The organism is Xanthomonas sp. F1, from assembly GCF_014199855.1.
Window position 1 is genome coordinate 736,327 of the sequence record NZ_JACHOK010000002.1, and the last position, 14,987, is coordinate 751,313.

At 67.2% G+C, this 14,987-nt stretch carries 13 protein-coding genes; 2 read left to right on the forward strand and 11 right to left on the reverse strand.

All coding sequences use genetic code 11. The features are described from left to right. The first annotated feature begins 23 nt into the window (after positions 1-23). Positions 24-1,163, forward strand: coding sequence for an RNA polymerase-binding protein DksA (gene dksA, locus GGR71_RS07775; RefSeq protein WP_160962222.1), 1,140 nt, complete (start codon positions 24-26; stop codon positions 1,161-1,163). 250 nt (positions 1,164-1,413) lie between these two features. On the opposite strand, the gene GGR71_RS07780 is transcribed toward dksA, so the two are convergent. The 9 genes from GGR71_RS07780 to GGR71_RS07820 all read right to left on the reverse strand — a co-directional run bounded on the left by GGR71_RS07780 (position 1,414) and on the right by GGR71_RS07820 (position 11,390). Beyond that, the gene (locus tag GGR71_RS07780; RefSeq protein ID WP_160962224.1) at positions 1,414-2,088 is read right to left on the reverse strand and encodes an outer membrane protein assembly factor BamE; all 675 of its coding nucleotides are present in this window, start codon (positions 2,086-2,088) and stop codon (positions 1,414-1,416) included. 67 nt (positions 2,089-2,155) lie between these two features. After that, on the reverse strand, positions 2,156-3,013 hold the full coding sequence (locus GGR71_RS07785) for a hypothetical protein (protein ID WP_160962226.1): 858 nt from the start codon (positions 3,011-3,013) through the stop codon (positions 2,156-2,158). A gap of 332 nt (positions 3,014-3,345) precedes the next feature. Beyond that, positions 3,346-3,732 carry a hypothetical protein gene (locus tag GGR71_RS07790; RefSeq protein ID WP_160962228.1) on the reverse strand — a complete coding sequence of 129 codons (387 nt, stop codon included), beginning with the start codon at positions 3,730-3,732 and terminating at the stop codon, positions 3,346-3,348. 68 nt (positions 3,733-3,800) lie between these two features. Next, on the reverse strand, positions 3,801-4,649 hold the full coding sequence (locus tag GGR71_RS21020; RefSeq protein ID WP_456362594.1) for a hypothetical protein: 849 nt from the start codon (positions 4,647-4,649) through the stop codon (positions 3,801-3,803). Positions 4,650-4,760: 111 nt separating this feature from the next. Then, positions 4,761-6,425, reverse strand: a complete 1,665-nt coding sequence (locus GGR71_RS07800) for an outer membrane protein assembly factor BamB family protein (RefSeq protein ID WP_160962230.1) — start codon at positions 6,423-6,425, stop codon at positions 4,761-4,763. A gap of 40 nt (positions 6,426-6,465) precedes the next feature. Further along, the gene (locus GGR71_RS07805) at positions 6,466-7,368 is read right to left on the reverse strand and encodes a dienelactone hydrolase family protein (protein WP_237474472.1); all 903 of its coding nucleotides are present in this window, start codon (positions 7,366-7,368) and stop codon (positions 6,466-6,468) included. 25 nt (positions 7,369-7,393) lie between these two features. Further along, positions 7,394-7,924, reverse strand: a complete 531-nt coding sequence (locus GGR71_RS07810) for a hypothetical protein (protein WP_456362595.1) — start codon at positions 7,922-7,924, stop codon at positions 7,394-7,396. A gap of 119 nt (positions 7,925-8,043) precedes the next feature. Then, the gene (locus GGR71_RS07815; protein WP_160962232.1) at positions 8,044-10,236 is read right to left on the reverse strand and encodes an ABC transporter transmembrane domain-containing protein; all 2,193 of its coding nucleotides are present in this window, start codon (positions 10,234-10,236) and stop codon (positions 8,044-8,046) included. Further along, positions 10,233-11,390: an HlyD family efflux transporter periplasmic adaptor subunit gene (locus GGR71_RS07820; RefSeq protein ID WP_160962234.1), complete on the reverse strand. Its 1,158-nt coding sequence runs from the start codon at positions 11,388-11,390 to the stop codon at positions 10,233-10,235. The genes GGR71_RS07815 and GGR71_RS07820 overlap by 4 nt, the downstream gene beginning before the upstream one ends. Before the next feature lie 565 nt (positions 11,391-11,955). Here GGR71_RS07820 and GGR71_RS07825 point away from each other — a divergent pair. Beyond that, the gene (locus GGR71_RS07825) at positions 11,956-13,008 is read left to right on the forward strand and encodes an alpha/beta hydrolase (protein WP_237474473.1); all 1,053 of its coding nucleotides are present in this window, start codon (positions 11,956-11,958) and stop codon (positions 13,006-13,008) included. A 132-nt stretch (positions 13,009-13,140) separates the two neighbouring features. Here GGR71_RS07825 and GGR71_RS07830 read toward each other — a convergent pair whose 3' ends face one another. Both GGR71_RS07830 and GGR71_RS07835 read right to left on the reverse strand, forming a co-directional pair. Further along, positions 13,141-14,388 (reverse strand): MFS transporter, encoded by a 1,248-nt coding sequence (locus tag GGR71_RS07830; RefSeq protein ID WP_184451785.1) that lies wholly within the window; start codon positions 14,386-14,388, stop codon positions 13,141-13,143. Further along, positions 14,385-14,825 (reverse strand): SufE family protein, encoded by a 441-nt coding sequence (locus GGR71_RS07835; protein ID WP_017912501.1) that lies wholly within the window; start codon positions 14,823-14,825, stop codon positions 14,385-14,387. Before GGR71_RS07835 ends, GGR71_RS07830 begins: the two co-directional genes overlap by 4 nt. Between the last annotated feature and the right edge of the window lie 162 nt (positions 14,826-14,987).

Below are 14,987 nucleotides of genomic sequence, written 5' to 3' on the forward strand. Positions count from 1 at the left end.
GGGAAGACCAAGGAAGAGCGTTCGTGGCTGCTAAAAAACCTGCAAAGAAGGCCGTCCAGGCCGCCAAGAAGCCTGCCAAGCCCGTCGCCAAGAAAGCGCCGGTGTCCGCCGCCAGCAAACCGCTGAAGAAAGCCGCGCCTGCGAAGTCGGCAGCCAAGGCCGCGCCGGCCAAATCGGCCAGCAAGGTCGTGGCCAAGAAGCCGGCGGCCAAACCGGCCGCGGCTACGCCGGCCAAGTCCGCTCCCGCCAAGAAGGCCCCGGTCAAGCAGGCACCTGCCAAGCCGGTCGCACCGGCCAAGGCCGCGACCAAGCCTGTGCCCGCCGCCAAGCCGGCAGCGAAGACGCCCGCGGCCAAGCCTGGCGCCAAGGTCGCCAAGGCTGGGGTCGCTCCTGCCAAATCCAAACCGGCCACCGCGTCCGTCGCACCTGCGGTGACCACCTCCGTACCGAAGTCGGCACCCAAGCCGGCTACGGCCAAGCCTGTCCCGGTCAAGCCCGTCGCGCCTGCCGCAGCACCGGCTCCCAAGCCCGCTGCCGCCAAGTCCGCCGCGCCGTCGACCCCGCCACAAAAGAATCCCGTGTCCGTTTCGAAATCCTCCGCGAAAACCCCCACCAAGTCCGAATCCACCCCGAAGGCGCCGGTCGCCAAGCCCACCGGCAAGGTCGCCGTGGCCGTGACCGCCAAGTCCAACACCCCGGCCAAGCCGGCCAAGTACAAGGTGGTCGAGTACAAGACCGACGAGGCCACCGGCCGTCCGATCCTGCCCAAGGGCTACAAGCCGGCGGCGGACGAGGAGTACATGAGCGCACTGCAGCAGGAGTATTTCCGCCAGCGCCTGCTCACCTGGCGCGCCGATCTGGTCGAGGAATCCAAGCAGACCATCGAGAACCTGCGCGACGAAGTCCGCGACATCGGCGACGAGGCCGAGCGTGCCACCCGCGAGACCGAGAACTCGCTGGAACTGCGCACCCGCGACCGCTACCGCAAGCTGATCGGCAAGATCGACAGCACGCTCAAGCGCCTGGACGCCGGCGACTACGGTTACTGCGTGGACACCGGCGAAGAGATCGGCCTGGAGCGTCTGGAAGCGCGCCTCACCGCCGAGCGCACCATCGACGCGCAGGAGCGTTGGGAGCACCTGCAGAAGCAGCAGGGCGACTGAGTCCTCACCGTCGTCGCTGTGTCGAGGCAAGGCCCCGCTCGCGCGGGGCTTCGCTTTTTGGTCACATCACAGCCGGCCCAGGCATTGGCCTGTCGGCTGTGCCGCATGCCGCGGAGGCGATGCGGCCTCGGCAAACCGGCCCTCGCGGCGTCGGCGCACGATGCGCGGCCGTGGACCGGTCCTGCGCGAGAGCCACCTGCGGCTGCATGGACGGCGCGTCGCGTATCCGTGGCGTGGACGACGGCGCCCCTCAGCGCACGCCGTTGACCAGACCGCTTTGCGTGTCCTTGCTCAGTTGCAAGCCGGGCAGGGAGAAGCTGTCCAGGTCCTGCTTGGTGGCGGCGAGGTCCAGCCCGACGAAGGCCGAGGTGTCCGGATCGACCTCCAGGCCCAGCGGCATTGCCGCGAACTGCACGTAGTCGCGGCTGGCGTTCCATTGCGGCTGGCCGCCGATCGCCTGCAGCACGCGATCGACGTGCGTGCCGGCCGGCTGGCCGAGCAGATCGAACGGCAATGGCACGCCGGGATTGGCGGAGGCGATCAGGTTGGTGACCCGGTCGTGGCGAAAACGCACCGCCAGCTGGCTGTAGGCGAGGGCGGCGGCTGGCCGCGGTTGCTGTGCCAGCTGCGCATTGAACCCGCGCGGATACAGATACACCACACTGAGCGTGTCCGGATGCGCCGCATCGCGGCGGGTGATGTCCGGCTGGCCCAGCGCGGCCAGGACCTGTTGCCTGCGCATGCCGAGTGCGACCGGGCCAAGACGTGTGCATGCGGGGGGCAGGGTGGCGGCGCTGCTGGTGCCTGCAAAGGCCTGGTGCAGCGCGTGCGTGCAGGCCGTCGCATCGCTGCCGGCGGCATGGGCCTGCGAGCAGGCTAGGCCGAGAGCGAGCAGGCCGAACAGCGAAAGAAACCGGGGTGTCATGAGAAATCTCCGTAACGGGTCATGTGTGGCGAGGACGGGAGCGCTCCCGTCCTCGCCACAGGGGGAGTTAGTTGCCGTGCCAGCCTTCGCGATGCCCGTAGGCGGTGATGAACGCGTCGCGCTGGTCGCTGCTCAATGAACCCCATTGAGCGGACGGACTCAGGCCCGAATTGGTGGTGATGGTGGTGATCATCTCCGAAGTCGGATTCTCGCTCGGCGGCGACCAGGCGGTGATGAGGTCGCTCAGCGTGGCGTTACCGCCGGCGTTGTTGTTGAGGCGGTCCATGTTGGAGGCCGCGGCGTCCAATCCGGCCTGAGGGCTGGAGAAGATCGCGAAACCGCGATCGTTGCCGAGCGAGCCGTGATTGTCCGCAAAAGTGCCCGAACGGATGTCGAGCGGGTTGTTGTCGCGGTTGGGGTGCGTGCCGCTGATGTCCTGCGTGGTGCCATCGGCTGCGGTATAGGTCACCGTGGTACCGCTGGCCGACGCCGACGTCGCGGGCTTGTCGTTGCTGCCGGCGCCGTCGCCATCGCTGCCATCGCCGTCGCCACCATCGCCGTCGCCGTCGCCGCCATCACCGTCGCCACCGTCGCCTTCACCGCCTTCACCGCCTTCGCCTCCCTCACCACCTTCGCCACCTTCTCCTCCCTCACCACCTTCGCCTCCTTCACCGCCTTCGCCGCCCTCGCCGCCCTCGCCACCGCCCTCCGATTCGACCGGTGCGATCTCGTCGTTGGTGGCCATCTGAGCCGAAGCGGTCTTGTGCATCGCCATGTGGTGATGGTGATGGGTCTTGGCTTTTGCGTGGTGCGTTTTCTTGTGCGCCTTGGCGTGGTGAATCGAACTGGACAACGGATGCACGCCGATGGATGTGCGCGTGCCACCTGCAACCATATCGATTTCGATGATATCGAGCGTTCTCATGTTGATCCTTGAACAGAGGTGCGGGAAAAGCGCCGTCCCCGCTTCGGCTGATCCGGTGCGTGCGGCGTGGCCGACGATCGGATCGGTTCATGCTGCGTGCGTTGCGTCAGGACATGAGCAGGGGGCATGGGCCCGTTCCTGCGCCTGCGCGCTCGAACGCAAGAAATTGGGCGTGCCGATGCGACGTGCGACGCATGGCACCACGATGTCCGTGGATTGCAGCGCGCACCCTGGCCGCGAACCGGCACTGCGGCCCGCTGGGAGCGCCTGCCGGTGTCGCGCCATCCTTGCCACTGCGTCTTCACCGACGGCAAAAGCCCCCGATCGGGTGGTTACATCCGCTGCATCGTCGTCGCCCCCTCGCTGGAGCACACCAAGGTCAGGTCCAGGCGACGGACCGTCCAATGCGATGGCGTGTCGACCGTTCCGGCCGCACGGACGTGGTAGGCGGGGCAGTCCGCGTCTTCCTCCGGGTTGTTCTTGATGTCGCAGTCGCCGTCGATCAGGAAGGCGTTGCTCCCTTCGGCGCCGGTGCGGGAAAATTTCAATGCAGGACAGGTCCCGAACAGCCTCGACAGGACGATGTCGTTCTTCAACACGTAGGCGATCGCCTGTTCTCCGCCAGCGTGGGAAGGGGCTTGCTTCGCCTGCGACGCTCCTTGCACGGCGAGGGCCAGCGCCAAGGCCATGCAGATGCGCGGTAACCAGAAGGATTTCATAACGAGCTCCGAGAGGCAGTCGTCTCCCGGGTCGGCGGACGCCGGCCCGGGAGGTCGCGAAATGCGGATTACTTGAAGACGCTGATATGGACGTGGGTGGTGTCGCCGGTCTCGCGGCTGGCGGCGGTCCAGTCCGCGGTGGGGCTGGAGCGGATGAAATTGCCCGCGGGGCCTTCCACGTAGCTCACGTTGGGATTGGCCATCGCCGCATTCTCCAGCGCCTGGGCGTTCTGCAGGCCTTCGCCGGTCGTCCCGACATGCACGTCGTTGATGATGTTGATGTCGACGGCGTTGCCCGTGTAGTGGGCGGAATTGGGGTTGTGGCTGCCGTTGGTCGTGGCCGAGATGTCGATGCTGTCGACGCTCTGGTCGCCGTCGAGCACCGAGCCCAGGGTCGAGGCCATCTTGGAGGTGACCGGGTTGTTGCTGCTCGAGCCGTCCTGGGTGTTCTGGTACGTGATCGAGACCGTCCTGCCATCGGACGTGGTATGGCTGCTGCCTATCGAGGTGTCGGCCGGGCCATTGCCGTCGGCATCGTTGCCGTCGTCGTAACCGCCGCTGCCGTCGCCTTCTCCTCCCTCACCCCCTTCGCCACCCTCTCCCCCCTCGCCACCTTCACCGCCTTCACCGCCCTCGCCACCTTCGCCACCTTCGCCACCTTCACCGCCTTCACCGCCTTCTCCTCCCTCGCCACCTTCGCCACCTTCGCCGATCGGTTCGACCTCTTCCATTCGTGCCATCTGCATCGTCGCGGACTTGTGCACCGCGGCGTGGTGGTGATGGAGCTTGGCCTTGGCGTGGTGGGTCTTGTTGTGCGCCTTGGCATGGTGGATCGAACTGGACAGCGGGTGTGCGCCGATCGATGTGCGCGTCCCGCCTGCGACCAGATCGATTTCGATGATATCGAGCGTTCTCATGGTGATCCTCGAACAGGTATGCGGGGAAAAGGCCGTCCTCGCTTCGGCTGATCCGCGCATGCGACGAAGGGGTCGCCTGCGTGGAACGATCCCGGTCGCGCGCGCCGCGCGTCAGGATGCGGCGAGGGCGGGGCGCGCGGGTTGTGCGTGCGCGTCGCTCAGGCGCTCGAACGCATAGAGATGGTTCATGTAGGTGGAAACGTAGATGCGCCGTTCGTCGGGCGAGACCGCGACACCGTTGGTCACTGCGTCCGGCAGCTGCAGCACGCCGACGGTTTCGAGCGTGTCGATGTCGATCTCGACGACGCGGCCGCCGTTGCTGCCGACGATCACCCGGTTGCCGATCCGCTTGGGCGAGGCGTACACACGCGAACGCAGGTTGATCTTCTTGATCAACTGCATCGTGTCGATGTCGATCACGTACAGATGGCGGTCGCCCGATCCGCAGAACAGCTTGTTGCCGGCGAACAGCGGCGTGGTGTAGCAGATTTCGTCTGTCTGCCATTCGCCGCGCTTTTCGCCGGTGGCGACATCCAGCACATAGATCGACTTGTCGAACGAGGCAAAGGCGGTCAACCCGCGACGCTCGTCCACTGCGGGCGCGTACTTCACCGAGCGCCGCGTCTTGAAGCGCCAGGCGATGCGTCCTGTCCTGGCGTCGAGCGCGAGCGTCTCATGGTCCGCGCTGCCCCAGATCACCAGGTCGCCGCCTTCCCAGTACCCGGGCGATCCGTGCTGCAGCTTTTGCACCTGGTGCTCCCAGATCTTCTCGCCGGTGTCCATCGCATAGGCGGCGAGACTGCCTTGCGCCCATGGGCGGACATACTCGATGCCCACGTACATCAGCTTGTGGCGCGGCACCAGCAGCGGCGAAGCGCCGACCCAGTCGCCGTCCGGATGCGTCCAGATCTCTTCGCCGTTGGCCGCATCCAGGCAATAGACGGTGCCGTTGTACGCGCCGAAATACAGGCGCCCGTCATGGTAGGCCGGGCACGACCAGATGCCCTTCTTGGTGTACGCCGCGCCGGTCACCGGGTATTCCCAGACCAGCCCGCCGGTCTCGGCGGAGAACGCCTGCATCTTGGCGGCGTCGCAGCCGCGGTAGATCATGTCGCCGACCAGCAGCGGCGCGGACTTGGGGACCACGTGGAAGGCGAAGCCTCCCGGCGTCGCCGTCCGCCAGAGTTCGCGGTACGCCTGGGTGGGATGCGGCGCGCTTTGTTCCGGCGGCAGGTCGAAGTCCTTGAGAGTGAACAGCGATTGCACCGAGATCGCGTGCGTCTTGCGCCACTTCATGCCGGCCTTGGACAGGAAATCGACCACCACGAACACCTCGCCGAGCGTGTGTCCGGCCGCTCCGATGACCGCGCGCGCCTTCTCGACGCTGTTGCCGGAATTGAGCGAATCGTCGACCAGCACGATGGGCAGGTCGAGCACGTCGCCCTCGATGGCGTTGCCCATGCCGGTGGTCTTGCGATCCTTGCGAATGATGAAGCCGTTGACCGGCCCGCGTTCTTTCGGGGCGGTCAACAGCAGGGCGGTGAGCAGCGGGATCGCCGCGGTTTCCAGGCCGCCGAGTTGGAAGGGCGGACGCGTGGCGTTGCGCTCCCAGAACGCTTCGGCGATCTGCTCGAGCGCAGCGCGTCGCATGAAGACCCGGCGCAGATCGAACAGCCAGAGATAGGAGCCGCCCTTCTTGGTGATGAGCGGGATGTTCTCGGCGCTGGTGTGCAGGCCGACGGTCTGGATCAGGTCCCGAAGCGATTGCATGGTCATCGTGCAGCCCTGCTGGGAATGGGAGGATGTGGGTTGGGGATCAAGGGGCCGCGGGCGCGTCCATCGAGCCGAGATAGCGGTCCACGGCCGGTCCCCAGATCGCGGAACCCCCGTGGCCGAAGAACAGATGGTGACCGTCGTCGCCGAAGGCGGCCGGCGTCACCAGAACGGCATGGCCGCCCGCCTCGGTGAAGGCGCGATGCAGCGAGGTGGCGAGTTCAGGTCCGAAGAAGCTGTCGTTGGCCGTATAGATCCACAGCATCGGCGTGGTGGCCTGTTGGCCGAACGTGGAGGCCGCCGCGATCAACCGGTCAGGATGGCAGTTGCTGTTGGGCCGGTCGTGGAAATGGCCGCCGCGACCGCCTGCCATGTTGACGAACGCGCTGACATTTGGGTGCGGCAGGCTGTCGTACGCCAACGTGCCCCAGCCGCCGGCCGACTGTCCGACCACGATGGCGCCGGTCGGGCTGTAGTCGGGCAGTGCGGTCAGGACGTCCACGATGCGCTTGAGTTGGCGCGCGGTTTCCAATCCGGCCTTGACGTAATCGGCGCGATCGCAGCCGTCGTAGCCCTCGCTCCAAGGACCGCCGGTGGCGCCGTAGCCGAGGCGCAGGACCAATGCCACGGCATAGTGGCGCCGCAGGAACCAGCGTGCCGACTCGCCGTCGCAGGTCTCGAGGGTCATGCCAGGTCGGTCGGCTGCCTTCGCCGGTGAGCCGTGTGCGATGACCACCACGCGCGGGCGGCGCACACCGGCGGGGCGGCACAGCCGTCCCTGCAAGGTCCAGGGGTGTCCGTCGGGATCGGTGATGGGGATCTGCAGCGGCTCGCCGAGGTCGGCATGGGGGCCGCCGAAGCCGCTCGCCGAGGCGATGCGGGGCGCCACGCCACAGAGCAGCAGTACGGTTGCGATCAACAGGTAGCGCAGGCAAGCCGATGGCATGGTGGAGTTCCCTGCTGCCTCGATATCAGCGACGGACGCGCCGCATATGAAAGGTGATCGTCGAGCACAGCGTCGGGCACTCCCGTGCCGGAGCGCGCGAGGCACGGGTGACGGCGCCATCGAACACCACCAGCCGACCAGGACGCGGACGGATCGAGATGCACTCGCGCGCGGTGTCGTAGAACACGGTTTCGCCTGCCCAATCGTCCTTCCATTCGGTGCTGGCGTAGAGCAAGGCGACACGCTCCTGGTCCGACGGCTTGGCGTAGTGGTGCGCGGCGCCATCCTGTCCATGCGTATGGCCGGTGACGTAGGCGCGGACCAGGCCGTAGTCCTGCGCCAGGTTGTCCTTGATCTGCGTCCAGAGCTCATGGAGCGGTTCCATGCCCGGGGTCGCCGCGAGGACGTCGTCGTGGATCGCGCGCTCGTGCGCTTTGCGGCTGCCGCACAGATGGATATGCCAGGACGGCGCGGCGTCGCCGAGCAGTCCTGGATAGAGGCCGTAGGACCAGCCGCCGCGACCGCGCAGCAGTTCCGGCAGATGCTGGACTTCCACGAAATTGTTGACGACTTGCAGGGACGACGCTTCCGACGCTGACACGATGGCGACCTCACGTTGGCGATACGGGATGGGACGAGGCGGCGCGGCGAACTGGTCGTCGCGCCGGTGGCGAGCTAGGAGGTGACGGGGGCGGGTGGCGCATGCGTCGCAGGTTGGCGCGTGCGGATGGCGCCTTCGTGCAACTCGATGACGCGGTCGGCATGCGCGATCGTTTCAGGGCGGTGCGCAATGACGATGCGGGTGATGTTCAGCCTCTTGATCGCCTGGTTGAGTTGGCGCTCCAGCGCGAGATCCAGGTGGCTGGTTGCCTCGTCCAGCACCAGGATGTGCGGGCGCCGGTACAGCGCACGTGCCAGGAACAGGCGTTGTTGCTGGCCGCCGGAGAGGGAGGACCCCATGTCGCCGACCAGGCTGTGGTAGCCCATCGGCATGGCCATGATGTCCTCGTGTATACCGGCCAGGCAGGCGGCTTCCTCGATGTCCTGCGGGGTGGCGAGTGCGTCGAACATGCTGATGTTTTCGGCGATCGTGCCGGTGAACAGGTGGTCGTCCTGCATCACGCTGCCGGTGATCGCGCGGTAGCGGGACTTGCCGAGTCGGCGCAGATCGAGGCCGCCGATCTCGATCGCGCCTTGCTGCGGATCGAGCAGGCCGAGCAGCACTCTCACCAGCGTGCTCTTGCCGCACCCCGATGGGCCGACGATGGCGACCGATTCGCCCGCGTGCACCGCAAAGCTGCACTCGCGCAGGATCCAGGGCTCGCCTTCGGCATAGCGGAAGCTGACCTTGTTGAAGGTGATGCTGGGCTGCGGCAGCGGACCCGCATGCTCGCTGGTGGCGTGCGCCTCGGGCGGGGTCAGGACGATGTCGGCCAGTCTCTCGGCCTGCAGGCGCAGCATGCGAAGTTCGATCGCATAGTCGACCAGGCTGGCCACGCGGCTGCTGAACTGGTCTCCGTAGGCCACGAAGGCGGTCAACATGCCCACGGTGAACTGGCCTTTCAGCCCCAGCCACGCGCCCAGCCAGAGCACGCCCAGCCGCTGCGCGCCTGCCGCCAGGTTCTGCAATGCGGTGAACAGCATGTCCAGGCGCTGCACCGCGATGGAGGTGTTCAGCGTGTCGGTCGCGGCGTTGAGGTAACGCGCGGTCTGTTCGGCCTCCTGGTTGTTCAGGCGGATCGTCTGCACGCCGCGCACCGCCTCCAGGAATCGGCTGTGCTGCTTGGCGGTGACGGTGATCTGGCTGAGGTTGGCCTCGCGGTAGACGCGGAAGTACAGCAGCCGGAGCGCCGCATACACGGCGACGGCACCGAGAACGATGGCCGACAGCAAGGGGCTGTAGACGAACAGCACGACCAGGGTGATGCTGGCGAGCAGCCCGTCGAGCAGGATCTCGACGAAGCGGGTGGTGAGCGTCTGCTGGATCGTGTCGATCGCACCGAAGCGGGACACGATGTCGCCGAGATGGCGCGTGCCGAAGTAGGACTGCGGCAGGCGCATCAGATGCTGGAACACGTTGCCGGTCCAGCCGAGGTTGAAGTGCGTGCTGAGCCACATCACCGTCCAACTGCGCAAGGCCGAGACCAGGGTCTCGAGCACGATCAGCAATGCGAAGCTCAGGCCGAGAAAGGTCAGCAGGTCGTGGTCGCCGTCGGCGATCACCTGATCCACGACGAGTTGCATGAACAAGGGGGCCAGGAGCGCGAAGACTTCCAGGACCAGTGCCAGCCCGAAGATCTGCGCCAGTCCGCGGCCCAGGCCCTGCACCGAGCCGGCGAGCGCGCGCAGCGACACCGGCGGTGTCTCGCGCTGGCGCTGGAAGGTCGGCCCTCTGGAAAACTCGATCGCCACGCCGGTGAAGTGCCTGCCGACGTCGGCCATGCTCAGGTTGCGCACGCCCACTGCGGGATCGTGCACGACGATCCCGTGCTTGCCGACGCTGCGCAGCACCACGAAGTGGTCCATGTCCCAGTGCAGCACGCAGGGGGTCTGCAGTTGGCCGAGCTCTTCCAGGTCCAGCCGAAGCGGTCGGCATTGCAGTCCCAGCGCATGCGCGATCTCGATCAGGCGTCGTGCGGTCATGCCTTTCAGCGACAGACTGAAACGGCGCCGCAGTGCGGGCAGATCGGTATGGTGACCGTGATAGCCGGCGATCATCGCGATGCAGGCCAGGCCGCACTCCGCGGCTTCGGCCTGCAGCACATTCGGCAGCGCGCGCGTGCGCCAGAAGCGCAGGCGTCCGACACGCCCGTCCTGGGCGCTTGCGGCCTGTGCCGGCGCGCCGTGATCCACGGATGCCCGGCTCACGCGCCGCTGCTCCAGCGGTGGCCCATGCCGTACAGCGGTTCGAAGATCCATTCGACGATCCGGCGCCGGTCCAGCAACATGTCCGCGTCCAGCGCCATGCCTGGGCGCAGTGGCTCCTTGCGCCCGTACGCCTCGACGTTCTGATCCGCCAGGTCCACGCGGGCCAGGTAGAGCGGATCGGAGGAGGGCGGGTTACCGCCACCGAGCAGCAGCGTGACTTCGCCAGGCGTCAGCGCGCTGCGCGAGACGCTGCTCACCACGCCGTGGTGCAGACCGAATTTCTGGTAGGGGAATGCCTGGTAGTGCAGGGTGACCTGGATGCCCGGATGGACGAAGCCGACCGCCTGGCTGGGAACCAGGATCTGCGCCTGCAGGGCCGAGCCGTCCGGGACGATGGCGAGCAGCGGTTGCCCCAGTGCGACCGAGGCGCCGGGTTTGACCAGCAAGGTGGAGACGGTGCCGCTGGCCGGCGCACGCAGTTCGCTGGCGCGTGCCGCTTCGTTCTGCGCCAGGGTCTGCTCGACCTGCGCCAGTTGCCGGCGCAAGTCGTTGAGCTTGGCAGACACCGCCAGCGGCAACTGGGTCAGCTGATCGTTGAGCACGCTCAGTTGCTGCTGCGTACTGGCGCGTTGCTGCTGCAACGAGCGCAGCTGCGATTCGTCGGCGAGCAACGCCGATTGCTCCTGCTCGACCTGCAATGCCGGGATGTAGCCGCCGGCGACCAGGCCCGACCATTTGTTCACCAACTCCTGCACCAGCTGCATCTGCTTCTTCTCGATCGCGATCTGCGCATCGATTTGGACCAACTGCTCCTTGAGTGCGGATTGTTGCGTGCGATTGTCCTCTGCCTGCTTGTCCTGCAACTGCTGGGTATCGCCGATGTCCTGGCGCAGGCTGCCGGCCTGGCGTTGCAACTGCGCGCTGACGCTGGCCGCCGTGTTCCCGAGCGCCTTGCTGGTGTGCTCGCCCGACAGCGAGACCAGGACCTGTCCGCTCGCGACCCGATCGCCTTCGGCGACGCCGACGTGATCGATCACGCCGAGCGTATTGGCGGTCAGGCTGATCAAGCCGGCGCGCGGGACCAGGAGCCCGGTGACATGAACGCGCTGGGTGTAGTGGCCAAAGAACAGCCACAGCACAATGGCGGCGGCCATGCCGAGGGCGACGACGGTCCAGGCCCGGGTCGAAAGTGGCGTTGCCAGTCGCACCGTCCCCAGCCATGCCTGGCTTCGGGCGTCCACTGCCTCGTCACGGAAAAGCGAATGTTCCATTCGGCTGATTCCATCCGTGTTTCATATGGGAGCCGCGCGTCTCGGTGCGCGTCCATTTTCGAAAAGCGGGTTGAAACTTAATTCGTGGGAGATAATTTCGAGGACTTCTTTCGTCTTCCTTTCTATATTTGCGGGCTTTCCATCTTGTCTACGAAATGCGTTCTCGCGATGGTGATTGGTGGCGAAATTAACCAGGTAATTCCGATGTTTATGCTTGGAATTTCAGTATCTTGGGTCGCTTTCGAGCGGGTTTAAATGTGCCTGTCATGACCGTGTCGCATAATGACGGGCGTGGTATATCGCCATGTCGGTGCTGACAATCCATGTCATTGCTTGAAAATTGTTTCCATTATGTATCCGGGGCTGCATCGATAACGGAGCGCCGCCCTTGAGCCAAAATGCCGATTTGTCCGCGCCTCACGTGCGCAAACGCCGCCGTCGTTGGCGCTTGCCGATCCTGATCGCTCTGTCATTGCTGGCGGTCGTTGCGCTGGGGCCGCGGGTCAGCGTGGCCCTGCCGCAGGTGGCGGCGCCGGCGGTACCGCAGGATCCGCTGGCGCTGCAGGCCTGGATCGATGCGCGCGAGCGCGCCACGCCTGGGGTGCGTCCGGACAACCAGGCGCGGATCGTCTGGGCCGATCCGGCGCATCCGGGGCGACGCGCGTGCGCCATGGTCTATGTGCATGGTTTCACCGCCAGCCAGGGCGAGGGCGCACCCACGCATGTGCGGCTGGCGCGCAGCTTCGGCTGCAATCTGTATCTGCCGCGCCTGCCCGGGCATGGGCTGGTCGCGGCCGATGCGCTGCGCGGCGTCGATGCCGGGCGCCTGCTCGCCGGCGCGGCCGAGGCGCTGGCGGTGACCCGGGTACTGGGCGACCGCGTGGTGGTGATCGGCAATTCGATGGGCGGCGCGCTGGCGCTGCAGGCGGTGGCGGCGAATCCGCGGCAGGTGCAGGCGCTGGTGCTGTGGTCGCCGCTGGTGCGCGAGTACGGCGACCAGTTGCAGCCGATGCTGTGGCCGTGGGGCGCGCAATTGTTGGCCTGGACGCACAACGGTGGCGATCCGATCCTGCGCTATCCGATCGACAGCGCCTACTGGGCCGACGCCACCCACCTGGACGGCTATCGCGCGCTGGCGGCGCTGACCCGCGGCGGCATGCAGCCGGCGACTTATGCGCGCATCCATGTGCCGGTGTTCCTCGGCTACTACTACCGCGATCCGCAGCACCAGGACCGCACGGTGTCGGTCGCGGCGCTGCAGGCGATGTTCAAGCAACTGGGAACGCCGCCGGGCTTGCGCCAGGCGGTGGACTTCCCCGGGGCGGACAATCACGTGCTGGCCTCGCCGATCCGCTCGCGCGCGGTGCCGGCGGTGTTCGCCGCCACCTGCCGGTTCCTGGCGGGGCGGGGCGGCTTGACGCAGCCGGCCGGCGTGCCGGATTGCGCGCATGCCTGGGCCGACGACGAGGCGCAGGCGCATGCAGTGGCGGCCGCGCGGTGAGCGCAGTCGTCACCGCGTACGGAAGGATGTTGCGCGGCGCGCAGGCAACGGTGTCGCTGCGCATGATGCACGGCGAGGCCATGCCCTGACCGCGCACGCGTTGCGACGACGCAGGCGCGCCGTCCACCGGACCTACTGCAGGTCGCGCAGATCCAGATTGCGCAGCTTGGGCGCTTTCCACGCGGTGATGCCGACCACGCCCAGGGTCACGCAGCCGCCCAGCACGACTGCCGGTACCAAGTGGATCAGCCGCGCCATCACACCATCGTAGAACGCGCCCAGCTCGTTCGACGAGCCGATGAAGATGCCGTTGATCGAGGAGACGCGGCCGCGCATCGCGTCCGGGGTGGCCAGCTGCAGGATGGTCGAGCGCACGATCACCGAGACGCCATCGCACATACCGTAGGCCAGCAGGATCGCCGCCGACAGCCAGAAGTGCCGCGACAGGCCGAAGGCGATGGTGCACAGGCCGAAGCCGGCCACCGCCAGCAGCAGTACGCGTCCGGCATTGCGCTGCAGCGGGTGCCGCGCCAGCCACACGCCGACCAGGATCGAGCCCAGCGCCGGCGCGCCGCGCAGGATGCCCAGGCCCTCGGGGCCGTAGTGCAGGATGTCGTGGATGAAGGCCGGCAGCATCGACACCGCGCCGCCCAGCAGCACCGAGAACATGTCCAGCGCCATCGCGCCGAGCATGATCTGGTTGGAGAACACGAACTGCGCGCCTTCGGCGATGCTGCGGAAGATCGGCGCGCGAGGGCCGTCGTGGACCGGCTCGGCCACGCGTAGCAGCCACAGCGCCAGCAGCGCCGCGGTCGAGGCACCGATGGCGGTGCCGTAGGCCAGGCTCTTGCCGCCCCAGCCGACCAGCAGGCCCCCCAGCGCCGGGCCGATCACCATGCCGGCCTGGAACGCCACGCTGCCGACGCTGGCGCCGCGTGCATAGGCCTCGCGGGGCAGGACGCGGGCGAACAGCGCGTTGTACACCGGCGACAGGAACGCGCGCGCGGCGCCGGTCAGCGCGATCGCCGCGTAGATCGGCCACACCCCGTGCGCGGACAGCCAGCCGCGGCTCACCGCCAGCAGCACCGCCGCGGTCGCGATCAGGCCGACGCTGGCGAGCATGCCGAGATAGCGCCGCGGCAGGTGGTCGACCAGGTAGCCGGCGAACGGGGCGATGCAGAAGAACGGCAGGATCTCGGCCAGCCCGATCAGGCCCAGCGAGAACGGATCGCGGGTGATCTCGTAGATGTGCCAGCCGACCGTGACCGCGACGATCTGGTAGGACAGCATCGCCAGGATGCGGTAGGCCAGCACCAGGGCGAAGCCGGGGTGCGCCAGCAGCGTGCGCAGGGTCTGCGGGGTGGGCAGGGGCGCGCTCATGCCTGCTGGGCGCGCGCGGTGTCCTGGATGAAGGCCAGTAGCGCGGCCAGGCCGTTGCTGCGGGTCGGCGACAGATGCTTGCCCAGGCCAATGGCCGCGACGAAGTCCGGCGCGGTGGCGAGGATGTCCGCGGCGCTGCGCCCGGAATAGACCCGCAGGGCCAGGTAGATCAGGCCGGAGACGATCGCCGAGTCGCTGATCGCATGGAACACCAGGCGCTCGGCATTGCCCTCGGGCACGATCCACACCATCGACTGGCAGCCGTGCAGGCGATGCTCCTCGGTCTTCCAGTGCTCGGGAAAGGCGGGCAGCTTGCGGCCCAGGTCGATCAGGTACTGGTAGCGCTCGGACCAGTCGCCGAAGAAGCCGAATTCCTCGGCGATGGCGGCCTGCGCGTCGGCGGGCGTGGGTTCGAGCGGAAAGTCGGTGTCGGTCATCGGGAATCCAAGATCAAGCGGTATAAAGCCCCTCTCCCCCCGGGAGAGGGGTTGGGGTGAGGGTTCGGGCGCAGCCTCGCGGACTGTCTATGCGAGTCGCTTCGCGCCGTACCCCCATCCGGCCCCTGAGGGGCGCCTTGTAAGCCCCTCTCCCTCCGGGAG

What these genes read in the sequence shown, in the direction of transcription:
- GGR71_RS07805 (WP_237474472.1), bottom strand. Translation starts at nt 7,368, where the DNA reads ATGCCATCGGCTTGCCTGCGCTACCTGTTGATCGCAACCGTACTGCTG.
- GGR71_RS07820 (WP_160962234.1), bottom strand. Translation starts at nt 11,390, where the DNA reads ATGGCCGCCGCCATTGTGCTGTGGCTGTTCTTTGGCCACTACACCCAG.
- GGR71_RS07830 (WP_184451785.1), bottom strand. Translation starts at nt 14,388, where the DNA reads ATGAGCGCGCCCCTGCCCACCCCGCAGACCCTGCGCACGCTGCTGGCG.
- GGR71_RS07780 (WP_160962224.1), bottom strand. Translation starts at nt 2,088, where the DNA reads ATGACACCCCGGTTTCTTTCGCTGTTCGGCCTGCTCGCTCTCGGCCTA.
- GGR71_RS07785 (WP_160962226.1), bottom strand. Translation starts at nt 3,013, where the DNA reads ATGAGAACGCTCGATATCATCGAAATCGATATGGTTGCAGGTGGCACG.
- GGR71_RS07800 (WP_160962230.1), bottom strand. Translation starts at nt 6,425, where the DNA reads ATGACCATGCAATCGCTTCGGGACCTGATCCAGACCGTCGGCCTGCAC.
- GGR71_RS07835 (WP_017912501.1), bottom strand. Translation starts at nt 14,825, where the DNA reads ATGACCGACACCGACTTTCCGCTCGAACCCACGCCCGCCGACGCGCAG.
- GGR71_RS07790 (WP_160962228.1), bottom strand. Translation starts at nt 3,732, where the DNA reads ATGAAATCCTTCTGGTTACCGCGCATCTGCATGGCCTTGGCGCTGGCC.
- GGR71_RS21020 (WP_456362594.1), bottom strand. Translation starts at nt 4,649, where the DNA reads ATGAGAACGCTCGATATCATCGAAATCGATCTGGTCGCAGGCGGGACG.